Origin of the sequence: Streptomyces roseus (assembly GCF_001044425.1) — a bacterium.
GTDB classification, from domain to species: Bacteria; Actinomycetota; Actinomycetes; order Streptomycetales; family Streptomycetaceae; genus Streptomyces; species Streptomyces roseus.
Window position 1 is genome coordinate 39,501 of the sequence record NZ_LFML01000037.1, and the last position, 19,990, is coordinate 59,490.

Genomic DNA, 19,990 nt, shown 5'->3' on the forward strand with positions numbered 1-19,990 from the left:
CCATCGATTCGGTTCATTCGGTGAATACGGTGGAAACCGGACGGCCGGGAGGGTCGGGGGCGCCCGCCGGACCCTCGCGCCGGGCGGTGGGGAAGATGTGCCAGAGTTGCCACGTCCCGGCGGTGAGCACGTACCGTACGGCGGACAGGCGTGAGCGCCGGGACCGGGACATCGGGAAGGGGCAGCTGGGTTGACCACGCACGCACCGCATGCACTGCATTCATCTCAGGGGCCGCAGGCGGCGCAGTCCGTGACGCTGCCGGCCTCGCTCGACGAGGCCGTGGCGGCACTCGCCGCCATGCCCGCCACCGTGCCCGTCGCCGGCGGCACCGACCTCATGGCCTCCGTCAACGCCGGGCTGCTGCGGCCCGCCGCGCTCGTCGGCCTCGGCCGGATCAACGAGATCCGCGGCTGGCAGTACCAGGACGGGCACGCCCTGCTCGGCGCCGGGCTCACCCACGCGCGGATGGGACGGCCGGATTTCGCCGCTCTGATCCCCGCGCTGGCGGCGGCCGCGCGGGCCGCCGGGCCCCCGCAGATCCGCAACGCCGGCACCCTCGGCGGCAACATCGCCACCGCCGCGCCGACGGGCGACGCCCTGCCCGTACTGGCCGCGCTGGAGGCGGTCCTCGTCATCCACGGCCCCGGCGGATCGCGCCGCGAGATCCCGGTCTCGTACCTGCTCGCCGGCCGCGAGATGCTGCGGCCCGGCGAACTGATCGGCTTCGTACGGGTGCCGCTGCTGCACGCGCCGCAGGTCTTCCTGAAGGCCACGGGACGCACCGGGCCGGGGCGCGCGGTGGCGTCCGTGGGGCTCGTACTGGATCCCGCGCGCCGGGGTGTGCGCTGTGCGATCGGCGCGGTCGCGCCCATGCCGCTGCGGCCGCTGGAGGCCGAGCAGTGGGTCGCCTCGCTGATCGACTGGGACGGGGAGAGGACGCTGGCGCCCGAGGCGCTGGAGGCCTTCGGCGAGTACGTCGCGGCCGCCTGCGTCCCCGACCAGGGGGAGCCGGTGGCACCCGGGGTACTGCATCTGCGGCGGACGGTCGCCGTGCTGGCACGGAGGGCCCTGGGGAGGGCGCTGACCTCATGAGTGAGAACGAGAACGTGAACGGCGTGAACGGCGTGGGCGGCGTGGGCGGAACGACGGGCGAGGCGGGTCCCGAGGGCCATGCCGGCACCGGCTGGGGCTGGGAGCCGGTCCCGCAAGGCGGCGAGTACGACTCCGACGCGACGGCCTTCGTGAAGCTGCCGCAGGACATGCTGGACGCGCTCGGCACCGGGGAGCCGCTCGCGGCGCCCGGGCACGGCTACGTGCCGCCGCCGATGATCGTGCCGCTGGGTTCGGGGAGCGCCGATCCGGCGGCGACGGGTACGTGGACGATGCCGGCGCAGTGGCCCGAGGCGGGGACGGCGGCCCGGGGCGGCCCGGGGACCGCGGGTGCGCCGGCCGGAGCGCCGACGCCGGCGCCGGTCGGGGGGCCGATCCCGGCCTCGATCCCGCTTCCGGCGTCGGTGGCGGCGGCGTTCGGGGGCGCAGCGCAGGATTCGGGTGCGGGTGCGGGTGCGGGTGCGGCTTCGGGTTCGGCCGGGGGTGCGCACGATCCCGGTGCCACCGCCGAGTGGCGGTTCCCCGAGGCGGTGCAGGACTCCGAGCCCGTGACGACGGGCCAGTGGACCCTGCCGGAACTGCCCGAGCAGACCGGCGAGTTCCGCCGCAGCGCCCCGGCGGCCGACTGGAGCCAGGCTCCGGCGACCCTGCCGGGCGGCGCGGCGGCCCCCTGGGCGACCCACCCCGGCTTCGAGCCGGCGGACGCCGCCGGTCAGGGCGCCACGGGTGAGGGCGTCGCAGGTGAGGGCGCGGCCGAGCAGGGCGCGGCCGGTCCGGGTGGTGTCGGTCCCGATGGCGCGATGAGCGCGGGCGTGCTGCCCGAGGCGCGCCCCGACGCGGGCGACACCGGTACCTCGGGCGCCGGCCTGCGGCGGCTCGGCGGCCCCGGCGTCGGCGGCCCCGGAGGCGCTCCGCGCCTGCTGGGCGGCCCCGGTGTGGGCACGCTCCCGGAGGCGGCGGAGCCCGAGCCGGCGCATCCGGCCCCGCACGACATCGAGGCCGCGCACGGCGCGGCGGGGACGCCGGTCACGGCGGAGCGGCCGCATCCGGGGGCGGAGGCCGCCGAGGTCGCTCCGGCCGTCGGGGCGGGCCCGGCCGTCGGGGCGGACCCGGAGGCGGAGCGCGCGGCGACGCCCGCGGAGTACGGGCTCCCGGGTGGCCCCGGGGACACCGACGGGCACGGGTTCACGGCATCGGGCCACGGCCCCGCCGGGGCGGAGCCCGGGCCGGGCGGTGAGCACGCCTTCACGGCGGAGCCCGCCGCGGAGCGGGGCCCGGAGCCCGCCGGTACGGACGGGCGGGGGTTCGCCTTCGCCGAAGCGGGGGAGCCGGGAACGCCGGGCGCGGACACCGCGGACATCGCCTCTGCGGTGCCGGATGCGGGTGGGGGCGAAGGTTTCCCGGCCGAGGTGGCGGCGTACGAAGAAAACGCGACAGTGGGGGCCGTCGCCCATCACGAGCATCCGCTGGCTTCCTACGTCCTGCGCGTCAACGGCGCCGACCGGCCCGTCACCGGCGCGTGGATCGGCGAGTCCCTGCTCTACGTGCTGCGCGAGCGGCTCGGCCTCGCCGGCGCCAAGGACGGCTGCTCCCAGGGCGAATGCGGGGCGTGCGCGGTGCAGGTCGACGGCCGGCTCGTCGCCTCCTGCCTGGTGCCGGCCGCGACGGCGGCGAGCAGTGAGGTGCGGACCGTGGAGGGGCTCGCCGGTGGCGGGGAACTCTCGGACGTGCAGCAGGCGTTGTGCAGGTCGGGTGCGGTGCAGTGCGGGTTCTGCGTGCCCGGCATGGCCATGACCATCCACGACCTGCTGGAGGGCAACCACGCCCCCACCGAGCTGGAGACGCGCCAGGCGCTGTGCGGCAACCTGTGCCGCTGCTCGGGCTACAAGGGCGTCATCGAGGCCGTGCGCGAGGTCGTCGCCGAGCGCGACGCGGCGTCGGGGGGCGGTGGCGGGGGCGAGGCTGCTGCGCCCGGGAACGGGCTCGCGCCCGGCTACGGGGCCGGCGCGGAAGCGCGTATCCCGCACCAGGCCCCGCCCGGCGAGGGCGGGATCCACCACAACGGAGGCATGGCGTGAGCGGGCACGACGCGGCCACGGCCACGACGACGGTATCGGTCTCCGCGGGCGCCTCGGCCTCCGCGGCGCCCGAGGCGGGCGAGCAGGAGGTGCCGCGCGGAATCGGAGCCTCCGTGCCCGCCGCCGACACCCGGGCCAAGAGCGAGGGCACCTTCCCGTACGCCGCCGACCTGTGGGCCGAGGGCCTCCTGTGGGCCGCCGTCCTGCGCTCCCCGCACGCCCACGCCCGCATCCTCTCCATCGACACCTCCGCGGCCGCCGCCATGCCCGGCGTGCGCGCCGTCGTCACCCACGCCGACGTCCCCGGCGCCACCACCCACGGCCGCCGCGTCGCCGACCGGCCCGTCTTCGCCCACGACGTCGTGCGCCACCACGGCGAGCCCATCGCCGCCGTCGCCGCCGACCACCCGGACACCGCCCGTCTCGCCGCCGCCGCGATCGCCGTCGAGTACGAGCTGCTGGACGCGGTCACCGACCCCGAGCAGTCCTTCGGTGCCGCCCCGCTCCACCCGGACGGCAACCTGATCCGGCACATCCCGCTCCGCTACGGCGATCCGGAGGCCACCGGCGAGGTCGTCGTCGAGGGCCTGTACCGGATCGGCCGCCAGGACCCCGCGCCCATCGGCGCCGAGGCGGGGCTGGCCGTGCCGCGCCCCGACGGCGGCGTGGAGATCTACACCGCCTCCACCGACCCCCACCTGGACCGCGACCTGGCGGCCGCCTGCTTCGGCCTCGAACCGGACCGGGTGCGCGTCGTCGTCACGGGCGTCCCGGGCGCCACGGCCGACCGCGAGGACGCGGCGTTCCAGCTGCCGCTGGGCCTGCTGGCGCTGCGCACCGGCTACCCGGTCAAGCTGGCCGCCACCCGCGAGGAGTCCTTCCTCGGCCACACCCACCGCCACCCGACGCTGCTGCGCTACCGCCACCACGCGGACGCGGAGGGGCGGCTGGTCAAGGTCGAGGCCCAGATCCTGATGGACGCGGGCGCGTACGCCGACTCGTCCTCCGAGTCGCTGGCGGCGGCGGTCGCGTTCGCGTGCGGCCCGTACGTGGTCCCGCACGCCTTCGTGGAGGGCTGGGCGGTCCGTACGAACAACCCGCCGTCGGGCCACGTGCGGGGCGAGGGCGCGATGCAGGTCTGCGCCGCGTACGAGGGCCAGATGGACAAGCTCGCGGCCGCGCTCGGCATCGACGGCGCCGAGCTGCGCCTGCGCAACGTACTGGCGACGGGCGACCTCCTGCCCACCGGCCAGACGGTGACCTGCCCGGCACCGGTGGCCGAACTCCTGCGCGCGGTACGCGACTTCGAGCTCCCCTCCCTCCCGAAGGACACCCCCGAGGACGAGTGGCTGCTGCCGGGCGGCCCGGAGGGCGCGGGCGAGCCGGGCGCGGTGCGGCGCGGGGTCGGGTACGGCGTGGGCATGGTCCACATGCTCGGCGCGGAGGGCACGGACGAGGTCTCGACGGCGACGGTCAAGGTCGTCGACGGGTCGGCGACGGTGATCTGCGCGGCGGTGGACACGGGGCAGGGCTTCGCCACGCTGGCCCGCCAGATCGTGCAGGAGACGCTGGGTGTCGAAGAGGTGGTCACGGCCCCGGTCGACACGGACCAGCCGCCGGCGGGCCCGGCGGCGCACGGCCGCCACACGTGGGTGAGCGGCGGCGCGGTGGAGCGGGCGGCGAAGATGGTCCGCACCCAGCTCCTCCAGCCGATGGCGCACAAGCTGGGCATGTCGACGGAGCTCCTGCAGATCCAGGACGGCCGGATCACCTCGTACGACGGCGCGTTCTCGACGACGGTCGCGGAGGCGATGGCGGGCAAGGAACTCTGGGCGACGGCCCAGTGCCGCCCGCACCCGACGGAGCCCCTGGACGGCGACGGCCAGGGCGACGCGTTCGTCGGCCTCGCGTTCTGCGCGATCCGTGCGGTGGTGGACGTGGACATCGAGCTCGGGTCGGTCCGCGTGGTCGAACTGGCGGTGGCGCAGGACGTGGGCCGCATCCTCAACCCCCGCCAGCTGGAGGCCCGTATCGAAGCGGGCGTCACGCAGGGCGTGGGCGCGGCCCTGACGGAGAACCTCCGCTCGGTGTCGGGTCTGGTCCGCCACCCGGACCTGACGGGCTACGCGCTGCCGACGTCGCTGGACGCGCCGGTGGTGCGGATCGTCAAACTGGTCGAAGAGCGGGACGTGGTGGCGCCGTTCGGGGCGAAGGCGGCGAGCGCGATCCCGGTGGTGACGACCCCGGCGGCGGTGGCCTCGGCGGTACGTGCGGCCACGGGCCGCCCGGTGAACAGGCTCCCGATCCGGCCATCGGCGGCGGTGGCGGCGCCCAACTCGTGACCGTGTGACCCGCATTGCACCTGCAACCCCGAGGTTGGGGCTGTCGGTGCCGGTCGCTAGAGTGATCGTGAGGACGTAGCTCGTGCGCGATTGAACGGGTGCGAACGGGGAGGGGCCGCGGCGCAAGCGCCGCGACCCCGGGGATTTCGGGGAGTCGGGGAGGTCATCGTGGCAGAGGAGAAGGCACCGGACGGGCTGGTGGGGCTGGGCGGCCTCGGAGCGGGCCTGGCGGACGCGATCAGGAAACAGGCGAACGCGCAGCAGGCCGCGGCCGACCTGAAGATCGAGCACGACACGCTGACCGAGTACCAGAAGATGGTCGACGACCTCCTGGACGACCTCACGGGCTCGGCCGCGGACCACAAGAAACTGGCGACGAACACCCTGCCGGCGGCCAAGCTGGGCTCGGGCTTCCCGGAGGCCGACGCGCTGTTCAAGTCGTACACGACGGTCGTCTCGGAGCTCGAGAAGCTCTCGAAGGGTCTGGGTGGACTGATCGAGGCCATGGGCATCGCGATCCTGTCGGCGGGCAACGGGTACACCGACGTGGACTACGAGACCAAGCGTCGGATGGTCGCTCTCGCGCAGACGGCGGAGGCGCAGTACGACCCGAAACGCGACCCGTACGTCGAGGAACAGCGCAAGCTGGAAGCCTCGAAGCACCAAGGTTCCGAGACTCCCGGTTCGCACGGCAAGCCGAGGGGGGCTGACTACTGATGGCAACGAATTTCGAGGGCTACTCGCACCAGAAACTGCGCGAGATGCGGGCTTCGCTCGACCCGACGGCGGTCAAGGACCGCGCCGACCGCCTGCAGAAGGCGTCCGAGGACATCGCGAAGATCGCTGAGAAGCTGAAGAACCACCGAGTCACAGGGTGGGAAGGCGAGGCAGCGACGGCCTTCCAGGAATGGGTGGGCCGGGCTGGCAATGCCACCCTTCGGCTGAGTGAGTACAGCGCGACGGGCGCGAAGTGGATGGGTGAAACCGTCCAGAAGATGGTCGAGGCGCGGGACATGCCCGCGTACGACACGAAGGCCGCCGAGAACCTGGCAGCGGCCCGCAAGGCCCACAACGACCCGGACGCACAGCAGATCGCCAGCCAGGAGCGGAGCAAGCTCGACGCTGACCACCGCGAGTCCATCAGGTTGATGAACAACCTGGCGCAGTCGTACGAGCTCTCCTACGGCGAGATGGACAAGGCGGAGATCCCGACGTTCCCGCCGCCGCCGGCGGCGATCGTTCCGACGGACGTCTCCATGGAAGGCGATCTGGCTCGCCCAGGTGGCGGGGGTTCGAGTCCAGGCAACTCATCGCACGCACCTAACGCACCCGGCAATACGGGGTCCGAGAACGAGCAGGGTTGGGCACCAGGCCAGCAGTCAAAGATGGACAGCCCTCCGTCCCAGACGACGGTGCATCCGTCCTTGCCCGGGACCCCGGATCGTGACGTTGACGTGGACCTTGACCACGTTGCGACCTTGCCGCCTCCCACGACGACTTTGCCCCCGACGACGGCCACACCGGTCCCCAACCTTCCGGTGGGCCCTGGCCCCGGGCCCGTCGTCCCCATCCCGCCTGTGGGTCTCCCGCCAGTCACTGGCAAGACGGGCCTTGGTCCCGGCCTGGGCCAGGTATCAAACCTCGGCCCGGGCGCCAGCGGTTCCGGCAGGGTCAATCCGATCCCAGGTCTGCCCCCTCGGGATTCCGGCATCATGGGCGGTCGCGCCGTGCAAACCAGCGGCCCCACCGCGGGCATCCCACGCGGCACGGTCATCGGCGGCGAGGGCACACAGACCGGCCGAGGAATGGTGGGCGGAGCGCCTCACGGGGGCGGCGGTGCTGCACACGCCAGCGGTGTGAGCGGTTCGCCGGCGCGGCGGCTGGCCTCGGAGCCGGGCGGCATTGTGGGCGGCCGCCAGTCGGTCACAGGGGGGCGCGTGACGGCGGGGGGGCAGCCGTTCACGCAGGGGGGCTCGGGTCTCGTGCGCAACAGTGGTGGCGCCATGGGCCATGGAGCCGCTGGTACTCGAGCTCCGGGCAGACGACGCGAGGATCAAGGCGGCGAGCGCCCCGATTATTTGGTCGAGGACGAAGAGACCTGGCAGGGCGGCCGTCGTGTCGCTCCGCCGGTGATCGACTGAGAAGAACGGACGTTGTACGGGATGCACAAGCGTAAGGCCACCGCGGCCCTCGTCGGCTTGTTGCTGGCTGGGGTCGCCGCAACCCCAGCTCATGCGGAAACCATTCGTTCGAAGCAGTGGCATCTCGACACCATGAAAGCCGAAGAGATCTGGAAGATCAGCAACGGCAAGGGGGTCACTGTTGCACTGATCGATACGGGTGTGAATCGCATTCCGGAACTCGAAGGGCAGGTGCTGTCCGGTAAGGACTTCGTCCAAGGGGATGGCGCAGGTGACGAGCGGAAGGATCTCAGCAGTCACGGCACGAGCATGGCATCGATCATCGCCGCTACCGGAAACCATCCCAGCGGTGACGGCGCTTTCGGCCTTGCGCCTGGGAGCAAGATCCTTCCGATTCGTGTACCTGACATGCTGGAGGGGGCAGACACTCCAACGTGGGTGGCGGCCATTCGTTATGCGGCGGACTCGGATGCCAAGATCATCAATATCTCCCTCGCCTACCCCGGCACTCCGAAGGATGACGAAAAGCGCAGGGAAGCCGTGAAGTACGCGCTCTCCAAAGGAAAGTTGATCTTTGCTGGTGCCGGCAACAATGGGGACACGGGTAACAAGGTCATGTACCCTGCCGCCACCCCCGGAGTAGTGGCTGTCGGCGCCGTGGACTCCAAGGGCGAACCGACCAAGGAGTCACAGCACGGCGGTCAGCTCGACATGGCGGCGCCTGGTATGGACATCGTCACAGCTTGTGCAGGAAAGACCGGACTCTGCACCAGTCACGGCACCAGCGACGCATCAGCCCTGGCCTCCGCCTCCGCCGCCCTCCTCTGGTCCGCGCACCCCGACTGGACCAACAACCAAGTCCTCCGTGTCCTCTTGAACACCGCGGGCAAGCCGGCCGACGGCACCCAGCGCAACGACTACGTCGGCTACGGCATCGTCCGGCCCAGGATCGCCGTTCCCAACCCCGGTGACCCCGGTCCGGCCGACGTGTACCCGCTGCCCGACCTGGCTGCCGCGGATGCGGCCAGGAACCCCTCGCCCTCCGGCGACGGCAAGGCGTCCGGCCCGGCGGCCCCCAAGCCTGCGCCGCAGGCCGACGGGAAGAAGAGCGGCAGCTCGCTTCCCTGGATCGCCCTCGGGCTGGGAGCCTGCGTGCTCATCGGCGGAGCGGTCACCGCCGTCGTCGTGCGGCGCAGGAACCACTGACGGCGCGTACGAGACGGAACCAACCGGACGACGGCCCAGCCGTAACCCCCAACGCAGTTGAGCGTGTTAGACGCTGATGTGACACAGGGAGAAAAGCACGCGATGTCGTTCGACGAGGAATGGTCCACCGCGCGCGCCACGGCCGCGGCCAACGTCTCGATGCGCCTGAACCACGTCCCGGCCGACCCCGGCGGCGGTGGCACGGCCGGCGGGGACCTGGAACTCAACCAGGACCACATCGGCGCCATCGGCTCCGAGGCCTACAAGCTGCACTCGCGGCTCCAGACGGACGGCAAGCACGCCGCGACCGCCACCGGTGAGGCTGCCGGTGCGCTCACGAAGGAGAGCTTCGCCAGCGGCGCCGCACTGCTGAAGCTCAACACCACGTGGGAGAGCCAGGTGAAGACCCTGGTGGCGGCCTGCGCGAACATCTCGAACGGCCTCAACTACTCGCTCAAGTCCCACGCCCGGGAAGAGCAGCAGCTGCACGCCGACTTCACCACGTCCGCGATCGACAAGTACCTCAAGTAGGCGGCGCCTCCATGTTGACGTACGAGAACGTGATGAACGCGCCCTTGGACAAGCTCCAGACGGCGGTCACGGACTGGAAGGCCATGGCCGACAAGCTGGACGAGATGGCCGAGGCCGCCCGCAACGGCATGAAGGCCAAGGCCGACAAGGCCGAGTGGAGCGGGGTCACCGCGGGCGTCGGGCGGGCGTTCGTCGACAAGACGGCCAAGGAGTTCGAGGACGCGGCGAAGGAGGCCAAGGGCGTCCACCAACTCCTCAGCGACGGACACACCACCATCAAGACCGCGCGGGACGCGCTGAAGAAGGCCGCCGACGAGGAGATCCCGGCCGCCGGGTTCCGCGTGGACGCGGCCGGCAAGGTCTCGGTCGTTCCGATGGACCCGAAGACCGAGTTCGCGGCCCGGCACGACCCGGACTACCCCGAGTTCAAGCGCAAGCAGGAGGAGAACCGCAAGGCCTGGCAGGCGAGGGTCGACCGGCTCGTGGAGGACTGCGCGGACGCCGACGACTCCCTGGCCCGCGCGCTGCGCGCGAACGTCTCGGACGACCACGACTTCACCGCCCCGAAGTACACCACCCTCGACGGCGAGCAGGCCGACCGGGCGGCCGAGCTGATGAGGAAGCTCAGCAAGGAGCCGGGCGGCGTGGCCCGCGATCCCGGGGCGCTGCGCGAGCTGGAGGACCTGCTCGACGACAACCGCAACGATGCGGAGTTCGCCCCGGACTTCTACCGCAAGCTCGGCCCCGAGGGCACGCTGGAGGCGTACGCGAAGCTGTCCATCGACGCCTCGACCCTCGGCGAGGCCGGCAAGGACCGCCTGGCGATGGTCGGCAACATCCAGAACGACCTGGGCGCGATGCTGGGGCTGGCCACGCAGAAGAGTTCGCCCAACCACCTGGACGCGGTATGGACGACCGGCCTGATGAAGGCCGGCCGCAAGGAGATGCAGGTCACCGGTGATATGACCAGCAGGATCTACGGGTACCAGGCGTTGGGCGCGCTGCTCCACGAAGGCAAGTACGACAAGGACTTCCTGACCTCGGTCGGCCGGGACATGGTCGCCTTCGACCGCGAAAACCCGAAGGCCTGGGAGCACGGATCCCCCTACGACCCGAAGACGGTGCTCAGCCAGGGCAAGGACGGCAGCCGCGGCTTCTACCCGCTGACGGGCCTGATGGACGCGATGTCCCACAACCCGGACGCGGCGACGGCCTTCTTCAACGAGCCCGTCCGCCAGGACAGCAACGGCGACGGCATCGTCACGACGGCCGACAAGGTCGTGTCCGGCCAGCACGGCAAGGCCCAGGGCATGGTCGACTACATGCTGGACAAGGAGTCCTGGGCCGACGCCTTCGACCGGACGCCGAGCCACCCCTACGGCCAAGCGGGCCCGGCCCAGGAGGCACTCGGCGGCGCCCTCGAAGCGGCGGTCTCGGGCCGCGTACCGGGCGACGAGGACGCGAAGCCGGTCCCGCACAGCAAGGAAATGACGACGATCATGGAACGCGTCGTCGAGAAGATCGGCGACAAGCCCGAGTTGGTCACGGGGAAGCCGGGCGAGGACGGTAGCGACCCCTTGAAGGGGCTGGCGGGCCACTTCGGTCAGATGGCTGCCGAGTACATGCCCGACATCCAGGCCTCGGCGGAGAACGGCAGTGGGATGATCAAGGTCAATGGCGAGATGGCCACGTTCCACAAGGCCGACATGGCCGCCTTCATCGGCGCCGTGGGCCAGGACCCGGACGCGTACGGCGCGATGACCGCCTCCCAGCGCGCCTTCACGACCACGCTCATCAACGACGTCATCGCGCATCGCAGCGAATACGAGGACGTCGACGCGGCGATCAAGAGTGCCGTTCACCCGGGCGGTCAGATTGCGGGCATCCTGTCAGAGGCCAGGGCCGAGGGCACGTTCGGGGAGAACGCCCACACGAAGGAAGAGTACGTAAAGGGCGTCGAAGACAACGCCAAGTGGGTCAATCGCGCCATCAGCGCGGCGGGCGGCAAGTACCTGGAGATGGTCCCGCTGGCCGGGGACGTTGTGGAATGGCTCCAGGAGGACATCACGGAAGGATTGGTCGAGCGGGCGACCAAGGACAAGGCCGAGAAGATCGGCGAGATCGACCACAAGGCGGTGCTCGACTACACGGACGCTCAGACGGCGGCCGGGCTGTCGGCAGCGCAGTCAGTCCGGAAGGCCACCGAGGGAACCGGAATGTCCCAGCGGACCGTCGACGCCCTCGCCGGCGTCGCGTCGACCGAGACGGCGAACGCCCATGCCGTCGGCCGCGGCCAGGTCGCGACGTCCAACGGAGGTTCTTGATGCGCACCCGTCGGTCCACCTTTGTGCTGGCGGCGGCTGCCGTCGCGATAACCCAGGCCGTACTGACCGGCTGTTCCAAGGGGACCGAAACGGCTGCCTCAAAGCTGCCCGAGCGCACCTGCTTCGACGTCTTCGACCGGTCTGATCTGGGGCCCTTGGTGGGCAACGGTGAGCAGGTGAACGTGTCGGGACCGGCCGACATGCAGCTGACCGCGGTGCGCCGGGGCGCCACGTGCAGTGTCGACGTGGACGGCAAGGACCGGTTCCTCGCCTCTGCGACGCGTCAGCCGCTGGAGCAGAGCTTCTTCTGGAACGCCCAGCTGATCAAGCCGCCGGCGGACCCGCTGCCGTTGGGCGACAAGGGCATCGTCTACGACACGGGGGCCCGGGTGCTCCTCGTCTGCAAGGGGAGCCAGGACAGCTTTCAGGTCGAGCTGTCGCTCAGCGGCTCCACCGACCAGGTCGAGAAGGGCGAATCCCGCCCGTTGTTCACTCGGCTCATGAAGAAGTTCGTCGAAGCGGGCCGGCAGCAGACGCGCTGCGGGGTCTAGTCCGCACGCCGCGCGCGGAGGAACAAAGAGAAGGCCGCTCAGAGCAGTTCTGAGCGGCCTTCGGGAGAAGCCGTGGCGGGAATTGAACCCGCGTGCCTCGCTTTGCAGGCGAGTCCCTCAACCACTCGGGCACACGGCTGTGGGTGGTGATATGTGTGACCGTACGGGCCGGTGGCGGGGCGCGGAAGGGGCGCGCGGGGGGTGCAATGCGATTGCCATGGTGCGTTCACGATGCGCGGGACTAGGTCTTCGGGACCAGGCGGGGATGGGTCCAATTGACCGGGGCGTAGCCCGGGGGTGGGGCTTACTCTGGGGCGATGAGTGCCCTTGAAGACCGCCTGTCGCAGCGCCACGTGCCGGTTCCTCCGGAGTCGGAGGGCGGGATTCTCGGGGCCGCGTACCGGGTGCTCAGCATCGGGATCATCTCCGTCATCTTCCTGATCGCCTTCGAGGCGACCGCCGTCGGGACGGCCATGCCCGTCGCCGCGCGCGAGCTGGACGGGATCGGGCTCTACGCCTTCGGTTTCTCCGCCTACTTCACCACCAGCCTCTTCGGCATGGTGCTGTCGGGGCAGTGGGCCGACCGGGAGGGGCCGTTGCGGCCCCTCACCGTCGGGATCGCCTCCTTCGCCGCCGGCCTCCTGTGCGCCGGGACCGCCGGAGCCATGTGGATCTTCGTCCTCGGGCGGGCCGTGCAGGGGTTCGGGGGCGGGCTGGTCATCGTCGCGCTGTACGTCGTCGTGAGCCGGGCCTACCCGGAGCGGCTGCGGCCCGCGATCATGGCCGCCTTCGCCGCGAGCTGGGTGGTGCCGTCCATCGTCGGGCCGCTGGCCTCCGGGGCCGTGACCGAGCACCTCGGCTGGCGCTGGGTGTTCCTCGGGATACCCGTGCTGGTCGTCGTACCGCTGGTGGTGGCCCTGCCCGCGATACGGCGCACCGCGTCCGGACCGGTGGACCCGGGCGCGCCGCCCGCCGCCTTCGACGGGAGGCGGATCCGGCTGGCTTTCGGGATCTCCGCTGGGGCGGGGCTGTTGCAGTACGCCGCGCAGGACCTGCGGTGGCTCTCGCTGCTGCCGGCCGCCGCGGGCGTGGGGCTGCTGGTGCCTGCCGTACGGGGGCTGCTGCCGCGCGGTACGTACCTGGCCCGGCGCGGGCTGCCTTCGGTGGTGCTGCTGCGCGGGGTTGCGGCGGGGTCGTTCATCTCAGCGGAGAGCTTCGTGCCGCTGATGCTGGTGACCCAGCGGGGGCTGAGCCCGACGCTGGCCGGGTTCTCGCTGGCGGCGGGCGGTGCGACCTGGGCGGGGGGTTCGTGGCTGCAGTCGAAGCCGCGGATGGCGCCGTACCGGCAGCGGCTGATGGTGGCCGGGATGGTGCTGGTGGCCCTCGCGATCGCGGCCGCGCCGGCCGTGCTGATCGAGTCCGTGCCGGTGTGGACGCTGGCGGTCGCCTGGGCGGTGGGCTGCCTCGGGATGGGGCTCGTGACCGCCTCGACGAGCGTGCTGCTGCTGGAACTGTCGGCGCCGGAGGAGGCGGGGGCCAACTCCGCCGCGCTCCAGATCTCGGACGCGCTGGCCAACGTGGTGCTGCTGGCGGCGGGGGGCGCGGCCTTCGCCGCGCTGGGCGGGGGAGCGGTGGGGGCCGCGCACGCCGTCGCCGCCGAGGGGGCGGGTTCGGGCTCGCACCCGGCGGCGTTCGCCGTGGTCTTCCTGCCGATGGCGTGCGTGGCGCTGGTCGGGGCGTGGGTCGCGACCCGGCTGTACGGGGAGAAGCCGGAGCCGGCCGCAACGCGGGCGTGAGCGGGCCGGGCCGGGCGGGGGCCGGCCGGGGGCGGGGCAGGCCGGGGCCCAGGCCCCGCGGCGCCCGTGCGTACCCTGCCCGGATGGATAACTTGATCGTTCCGCTGGACGGCGGTGACCGGGCCCAGCTCGCCGATCTTGCCGACGCGACGGGGCGTGCCCCCGAGGACGTCGCGCGCGAGGCCGTGCGCCGGTACCTGCGGGACGAACGGGCGCGGGTCGGGGACGAGGCCGCGCGCTTGGCGCAGCGGCACGACGCGCTGCTGAAGCGGCTCGGCCGGTGAGCGCCGGCGTGCGGCACCTGACCCTCGCCGAGGTGCTCGACCTCGCGCGGCACGCCTGCCAGGAGCAGCCCGTCGAGCTGCGTGCCCCCGGGCTGCTGGAGTCCGCCGTGCACCGGCCCCGCGCGCGGATGTTCGGGACTCCCGCCTACGCGGACCCGTACGAGCAGGCCGCCGCGCTCCTGCACGGGATCGCGATCAACCACCCCCTCGTCGACGGGAACAAGCGGACGGCCTGGCTCGCCGCCGCCACCTTCCTCGCCGTGAACGGCATCGACCTCGCCGGCGTGGACCAGGACACCGCCTACGACCTGGTCATCGACGTCGCCGCCGGCCACGAGGCCGATGTGGCCCGCATCGCCGAGCGGTTGCGCCGGATGTGACGCTCGCCGCACCCGCCGAGGTCACGGGCCTGTCCCTCCCCGAGGGGCCGGCCGGCCCCGGTAGGGTGGCCCGGTTGTCCTACGTACGACCGCCGCCGAGAGCCGAACCGGAGACCGTGACTACTACCGCCTCCCACCACCTCTCACCCGCCTTCCCCGGCCGTGCCCCCTGGGGTACCGCCAGCAAGCTGCGCGCATGGCAGCAGGGTGCGCTGGACCGGTACATCCAGACCCAGCCCCGCGACTTCCTCGCGGTCGCGACGCCCGGCGCGGGCAAGACGACCTTCGCGCTGACGCTCGCGTCCTGGCTGCTGCACCACCACGTCGTGCAGCAGGTGACCGTCGTCGCGCCCACCGAGCACCTGAAGAAGCAGTGGGCCGAGGCCGCCGCCCGGATAGGCATCCGGCTGGACCCGGAGTACTCCGCCGGGCCGCTCAGCAAGGACTACCACGGGGTCGCCGTCACGTACGCGGGCGTGGGCGTGCGCCCGATGCTGCACCGCAACCGCTGCGAGCAGCGCAAGACCCTGGTCATCCTCGACGAGATCCACCACGCCGGCGACTCGAAGTCCTGGGGCGAGGCCTGCCTGGAGGCTTTCGACCCGGCGACCCGGCGGCTCGCGCTGACCGGTACGCCCTTCCGGTCCGACACCAACCCCATTCCCTTCGTGACCTACGAAGAGGGCAACGACGGCATCCGCCGGTCCTCCGCCGACTACACCTACGGCTACGGGAACGCCCTCGGTGACGGCGTCGTCCGGCCCGTGATCTTCCTCTCCTACAGCGGCAACATGCGCTGGCGCACCAAGGCGGGCGACGAGATCGCCGCCCGCCTCGGCGAGCCGATGACCAAGGACGCCATCTCCCAGGCCTGGCGCACCGCGCTGGACCCGCGCGGCGACTGGATGCCCAACGTGCTGCGCGCCGCCGACCAGCGCCTGACCGAGGTCCGCAAGGGCATCCCGGACGCGGGCGGGCTCGTCATCGCCTCCGATCAGGACTCGGCGCGCGCGTACGCCAAGCTGATCCGCGAGATCACCGGCACCAAGGCCACCCTCGTCCTCTCCGACGACACCGGCGCCTCGAAGAACATCGACACCTTCAGCGGGAACGACGACCGCTGGATGGTCGCGGTCCGCATGGTGTCCGAGGGCGTCGACGTACCGCGCCTCGCAGTCGGCGTGTACGCGACGACGATCTCCACCCCGCTCTTCTTCGCGCAGGCGGTCGGCCGCTTCGTGCGTTCGCGCAGGCGCGGCGAGACGGCCTCCGTCTTCCTCCCGACCATCCCCTATCTCCTCGGCTTCGCCAACGAGATGGAGGTCGAGCGCGACCACGTCCTCGACAAGCCCAAGAAGAAGGGCGAGGAGGACCCGTACGCCGAGTCCGAGAAGGAGATGGACGAGGCGAACCGGCAGGAGGACGAGGACACCGGCGAGGACGAGCAGATGTCCTTCGAGGCGCTGGAGTCCGACGCCGTCTTCGACCGGGTGCTCTACGACGGCGCCGAGTTCGGCATGCAGGCGCACCCGGGCAGCGAGGAGGAGCAGGACTACCTCGGCATCCCGGGTCTGCTGGAGCCGGACCAGGTGCAGATGCTGCTCCAGAAGCGGCAGTCCCGGCAGATCGCGCACAGCCGCCGCAAGCCGGACACCGAGGCGGACCTGCTGGAGCTGCCGGCCGAGCGGCGGCCGGTGGTCTCGCACAAGGAACTGCTGGAGCTGCGCAAGTCGCTGAACACGATGGTGGGCGCGTACGTCCACCAGAGCGGCAAGCCGCACGGTGTGATCCACACCGAACTGCGGCGCGTGTGCGGCGGCCCCCCGAGCGCGGAGGCGACGGCGGGACAGCTGCGGGAGCGGATCAAGAAGGTGCAGGAGTGGGCCACCCGGATGCGGTGACCCCCCTTCCCGCGTCCACCGTTCCTACGGACTGACGGGCGTGCCCCGGGCGGAGTTTCGTACGGGGGCGCCGTCACGTTCCGTGTCCGGACCGGGGGCCGGACCGGCGTCGCCCGGGGGCCCGCGGCCCCCGATCCGCGTCGGCCGATCGCACAGGCGCCGGCGGTCGGCCCGGGTAACGAAACGTCTCCTCCGGCGATCGTTTACCGGCACAAAGGGGTAGTTGGCGCCCGGATTCTGGACGAGCCCTTCCGCTGAGCGGACCCGCTCGCTAATGTCCCCGCATCGAACGCCCCGTGGCAGAGCCGCCGCGGGAGCGCAGCCGGTGCCATGGCCGCTACCGGCGGCCTCTCGTGCGTCGCCGTGGGACCGGCGCCGCATACACCCCGAGAGTCACCGCCGCTCACCGAGAGAGGGAGAGGCGTCGTGACCGCGGAAACCTCCCAGACTCTGGACCGAGGACTCAGAGTCCTCAAACTGCTCGCCGACACCGACCACGGTCTGACCGTCACCGAGCTCTCCAACCGCCTCGGTGTCAACCGCACCGTGGTCTACCGCCTGCTGGCCACCCTGGAGCAGCACGCCCTGGTCCGGCGCGACCTGGGCGGCCGGGCCCGCGTCGGACTCGGCGTACTGCGGCTCGGCCGGCAGGTGCACCCGCTGGTGCGCGAGGCGGCCCTGCCCGCGCTGCGGTCCCTCGCCGAGGACATAGGCGCCACCGCGCACCTGACCCTCGTCGACGGCACCGAGGCGCTCGCCGTGGCCGTCGTCGAGCCCACCTGGACCGACTACCACGTGGCCTACCGGGCCGGCTTCCGCCACCCGCTGGACCGCGGGGCGGCCGGGCGGGCCATTCTGGCCGCCCGTCAGGGCACGCTCACCGAGCCCGGGTACACGCTGACCCACGGGGAGCTGGAGGCGGGCGCCAGCGGAGCGGCGGCCCCCCTCGTGGGCATCACGGGGCTGGAGGGCAGCGTGGGCGTCGTGATGCTGGCCGACGCCGTGCCGGAGCGGGTCGGCCCGCGGGTGGTGGACGCGGCCCGAGAGGTGGCCGACGCCCTGCGCTGACGCACTGAGCCTGCCTGCCTTCCCGCCGTACGAGCCGGACGAGGCGTACGAGCCGTACGACGGGTACCAGGGGTACGCCGCCGGCGTACGGGCGGGCTCCGCGCCGCGTCCCGCACGGTGGGGCGCGGCGTGCGCGGGGGCGCCCGATACATTGGCCGGGTGCTCTCTCGCCTCACACGTCTGCCGCGTCCCGCCGCCCTGGCCGTCTGCGCCGTGCCCGTGCTCGGGCTGTTCGCCGCCGCGGCCTTCGCGCCGCTGCCCTTCGTGATCGCCCAGCCGGGCCTCACGGCCGACGTGCTCGGCGACCGCGACGGCAAGCCGGTCGTCTCCGTGACGGGCGCCCCGACCCGGCAGACCACCGGCCAGCTGCGGATGACCACCATCCAGGCCACCGGCCCCTCCACCACCGTGACCCTGCCCGAGCTCGTCGGCGACTGGTTCGACACCGCCCGGGCGGTCATGCCCAAGGAGGCGGTCTACCCCTCCGGCGGAAGCGACAAGGAGATCGAGGCGCACAACCTGGAGCAAATGGCGGCGTCGCAGTCCACGGCCACCCAGGCCGCCCTCGGCTTCCTCCACAAGGACCCGAAGGACGTGAAGGTCCAGCTGAACCTCGCCGACGTGGGCGGCCCCAGCGCCGGCCTCCTCTTCTCCCTCGGCATCATCGACAAGCTCGACGGCGACGGCAGCGGCGGCGACCTCACCGGCGGCCGCACCATCGCCGGTACGGGCACCATCAGCGCGGACGGCAAGGTCGGCGCCGTCGGGGGCGTGGCCCTGAAGACGCAGGCCGCGCGCCGCGACGGGGCGAGCGTGTTCCTCGTACCGGCGGCGGAGTGCTCGGACGCGCGGTCCGAACTCCCCGAGGGGCTCCGGCTGGTGCCCGTCAGTTCCCTGACGGACGCGGTGCAGGCGCTGCGTGCGCTGACCCGGGGAGAGCCGGTTCCTTCCTGCTGAGCCCCTTGCCGCTGAGCCCGCCCTCGTCCGTCGGCGCCGGCGCGCGCTCCATCGTCCGCTCCATCGTCCGCCAGGCCGGGAAGACCAGCGGTGAGAGCGTGACCAGCAGGTACGTGCCGCCGAACAGCAGCAGCGCCCGGGTCGCCCCGAACCCGTCGACCAGCAGGCCCGCCGCGAGCCCGCCCAGCGGCATGGTCAGTTCGCAGCCCGCCGTGGTCACGCCCGAGACGCGGCTGCGCAGCTCCTCCGGAACCCGCTCGTAGATCACGGTGGTCAGGATCGGGTTGAGCATGCCCGTGCCCAGCCCGGACAGCGCCATCGTCACCGCGAGCGGCAGCGGGGTGTCGGTGAAGGCGGCGGCGGCGTACCGGGGAGCGCCGCACAGCAGGAAGGCGGCGGTGAACACCGCCCGGCGCGGGAACCGCTCGCCCCACACCCCGTAGAGCAGGGCGCCGAGCAGCGCGAAGCCGCCGAAGACGGAGACGAGGAGGCCGACGGCCGTGGCGCCGCCGAGGGCCTCGCGTCCGTGGACGGGCAGCAGCACCGCGGACCAGCCCTGGTCCAGGCCGTTGGTCATCATCACCATCACGGTGATGCCGAGCAGCAGCCGGGTGCGGATCAGGAAGCTCCAGCCCTCGGCCAGTTCGGCGCGGTAGCCGGCCAAGGAGATCCTCCCGGCGCTCGGCGGCGGCTCGGCGGCCGGGACCCCGCGCAGGAAGGCGCCGACCAGCACCGCCGAGACCGCGAAGGTGGCCGCGTCCAGCAGCAGGGCCGACTCGGCTCCGAAGAACGCGATCAGTACGCCGGCCAGCGCCGCCCCGATCATCCGCGCCCCGCGCGAGACCGCGTCGTACAGGCTCGCCGCGCGCCCCACGGTGGTGCCGGCGTGCTCGGCGAGGCTGGGCAGCAGGACGCCGCGCGCGGTCAGGCCGGGCGTGTGGACGAGCCCGCCGACGGCCATCAGCGCGCACAGCATCCAGAACTCCAGCACGCCCGCGTAGTGCAGCAGCGGGATCGCGCCGACCGAGACGGCGCAGACGAGGTCGGAGAGGGCCGAGACCCGGCGCCGGCCGATCCGGTCGATGACGGGACCGCCAACGAGCGCGGCGACGATGACGGGGAGGGTGGCGCAGAACGCGACGACCCCGGCCCGGCCGGCGCTGCCCGTGGTCTGGAGCACGAACCACGGGACGCCGATGAGGGTGACCGAACTTCCGCTGATGGAGATGGTGTTGGCGGCCAGTACCGCCACGAAGGGCCGCCGGCTCATGCGGCGTACGGGAGGTGCGGCGCGGGCGCGGGCCGGGCGGTGTGCGCCCC

At 72.5% G+C, this 19,990-nt stretch carries 16 protein-coding genes and 1 tRNA gene; 15 read left to right on the plus strand and 2 right to left on the minus strand.

Features of this window, described 5'->3' with window-relative positions:
• Window positions 1–190 precede the first annotated feature (190 nt).
• The 9 genes from ACS04_RS10090 (at window position 191) to ACS04_RS10130 (ending at window position 12,284) form a co-directional block, all read left to right on the plus strand.
• Window positions 191–1,093, plus strand: a complete 903-nt coding sequence (locus ACS04_RS10090; protein ID WP_078864603.1) for an FAD binding domain-containing protein — start codon at window positions 191–193, stop codon at window positions 1,091–1,093.
• Window positions 1,090–3,189: a 2Fe-2S iron-sulfur cluster-binding protein gene (locus tag ACS04_RS10095; protein ID WP_053080732.1), complete on the plus strand. Its 2,100-nt coding sequence runs from the start codon at window positions 1,090–1,092 to the stop codon at window positions 3,187–3,189. The genes ACS04_RS10090 and ACS04_RS10095 overlap by 4 nt, the downstream gene beginning before the upstream one ends.
• Window positions 3,186–5,531, plus strand: coding sequence for a xanthine dehydrogenase family protein molybdopterin-binding subunit (locus ACS04_RS10100; protein WP_048476209.1), 2,346 nt, complete (start codon window positions 3,186–3,188; stop codon window positions 5,529–5,531). The genes ACS04_RS10095 and ACS04_RS10100 overlap by 4 nt, the downstream gene beginning before the upstream one ends.
• A 168-nt stretch (window positions 5,532–5,699) precedes the next feature.
• Complete coding sequence (locus ACS04_RS10105) at window positions 5,700–6,248, plus strand: hypothetical protein (protein ID WP_245236344.1); 549 nt, start codon at window positions 5,700–5,702, stop codon at window positions 6,246–6,248.
• Complete coding sequence (locus ACS04_RS10110) at window positions 6,248–7,672, plus strand: WXG100 family type VII secretion target (RefSeq protein WP_053080733.1); 1,425 nt, start codon at window positions 6,248–6,250, stop codon at window positions 7,670–7,672. The genes ACS04_RS10105 and ACS04_RS10110 overlap by 1 nt, the downstream gene beginning before the upstream one ends.
• A gap of 21 nt (window positions 7,673–7,693) precedes the next feature.
• Entirely contained in the window at window positions 7,694–8,878 is a 1,185-nt protein-coding gene (gene mycP / locus ACS04_RS10115; RefSeq protein WP_063839253.1) for a type VII secretion-associated serine protease mycosin, read from the plus strand.
• 102 nt (window positions 8,879–8,980) lie between these two features.
• On the plus strand, window positions 8,981–9,409 hold the full coding sequence (locus ACS04_RS10120) for a hypothetical protein (RefSeq protein ID WP_048476211.1): 429 nt from the start codon (window positions 8,981–8,983) through the stop codon (window positions 9,407–9,409).
• 11 nt (window positions 9,410–9,420) lie between these two features.
• Complete coding sequence (locus ACS04_RS10125) at window positions 9,421–11,733, plus strand: DUF6571 family protein (RefSeq protein ID WP_048476212.1); 2,313 nt, start codon at window positions 9,421–9,423, stop codon at window positions 11,731–11,733.
• The gene (locus tag ACS04_RS10130; protein ID WP_048476213.1) at window positions 11,733–12,284 is read left to right on the plus strand and encodes a hypothetical protein; all 552 of its coding nucleotides are present in this window, start codon (window positions 11,733–11,735) and stop codon (window positions 12,282–12,284) included. Before ACS04_RS10125 ends, ACS04_RS10130 begins: the two co-directional genes overlap by 1 nt.
• Window positions 12,285–12,351: 67 nt before the next feature.
• Here ACS04_RS10130 and ACS04_RS10135 read toward each other — a convergent pair.
• Window positions 12,352–12,423: transfer RNA gene (locus ACS04_RS10135), tRNA-Cys, on the minus strand.
• Between the two features lie 178 nt (window positions 12,424–12,601).
• On the opposite strand from ACS04_RS10135, the gene ACS04_RS10140 reads away from it, so the two are divergent.
• From ACS04_RS10140 to ACS04_RS10165, 6 genes are all read left to right on the plus strand, one after another.
• Window positions 12,602–14,080 carry an MFS transporter gene (locus tag ACS04_RS10140; RefSeq protein ID WP_048476214.1) on the plus strand — a complete coding sequence of 493 codons (1,479 nt, stop codon included), beginning with the start codon at window positions 12,602–12,604 and terminating at the stop codon, window positions 14,078–14,080.
• Between the two features lie 83 nt (window positions 14,081–14,163).
• Entirely contained in the window at window positions 14,164–14,364 is a 201-nt protein-coding gene (locus tag ACS04_RS10145; RefSeq protein ID WP_048476231.1) for a hypothetical protein, read from the plus strand.
• Entirely contained in the window at window positions 14,361–14,744 is a 384-nt protein-coding gene (locus ACS04_RS10150) for a type II toxin-antitoxin system death-on-curing family toxin (protein WP_245236345.1), read from the plus strand. Before ACS04_RS10145 ends, ACS04_RS10150 begins: the two co-directional genes overlap by 4 nt.
• A gap of 116 nt (window positions 14,745–14,860) precedes the next feature.
• On the plus strand, window positions 14,861–16,645 hold the full coding sequence (locus ACS04_RS10155; protein ID WP_048476215.1) for a DEAD/DEAH box helicase: 1,785 nt from the start codon (window positions 14,861–14,863) through the stop codon (window positions 16,643–16,645).
• 426 nt (window positions 16,646–17,071) lie between these two features.
• Window positions 17,072–17,713: an IclR family transcriptional regulator gene (locus ACS04_RS10160; RefSeq protein WP_030158675.1), complete on the plus strand. Its 642-nt coding sequence runs from the start codon at window positions 17,072–17,074 to the stop codon at window positions 17,711–17,713.
• Between the two features lie 159 nt (window positions 17,714–17,872).
• Window positions 17,873–18,670 (plus strand): S16 family serine protease, encoded by a 798-nt coding sequence (locus tag ACS04_RS10165; RefSeq protein ID WP_107438577.1) that lies wholly within the window; start codon window positions 17,873–17,875, stop codon window positions 18,668–18,670.
• On the opposite strand, the gene ACS04_RS10170 is transcribed toward ACS04_RS10165, so the two are convergent.
• Window positions 18,600–19,940 carry an MFS transporter gene (locus tag ACS04_RS10170; RefSeq protein WP_048476216.1) on the minus strand — a complete coding sequence of 447 codons (1,341 nt, stop codon included), beginning with the start codon at window positions 19,938–19,940 and terminating at the stop codon, window positions 18,600–18,602. The two genes, ACS04_RS10165 and ACS04_RS10170, sit on opposite strands and share 71 nt — an antisense overlap.
• Window positions 19,941–19,990 lie beyond the last annotated feature (50 nt).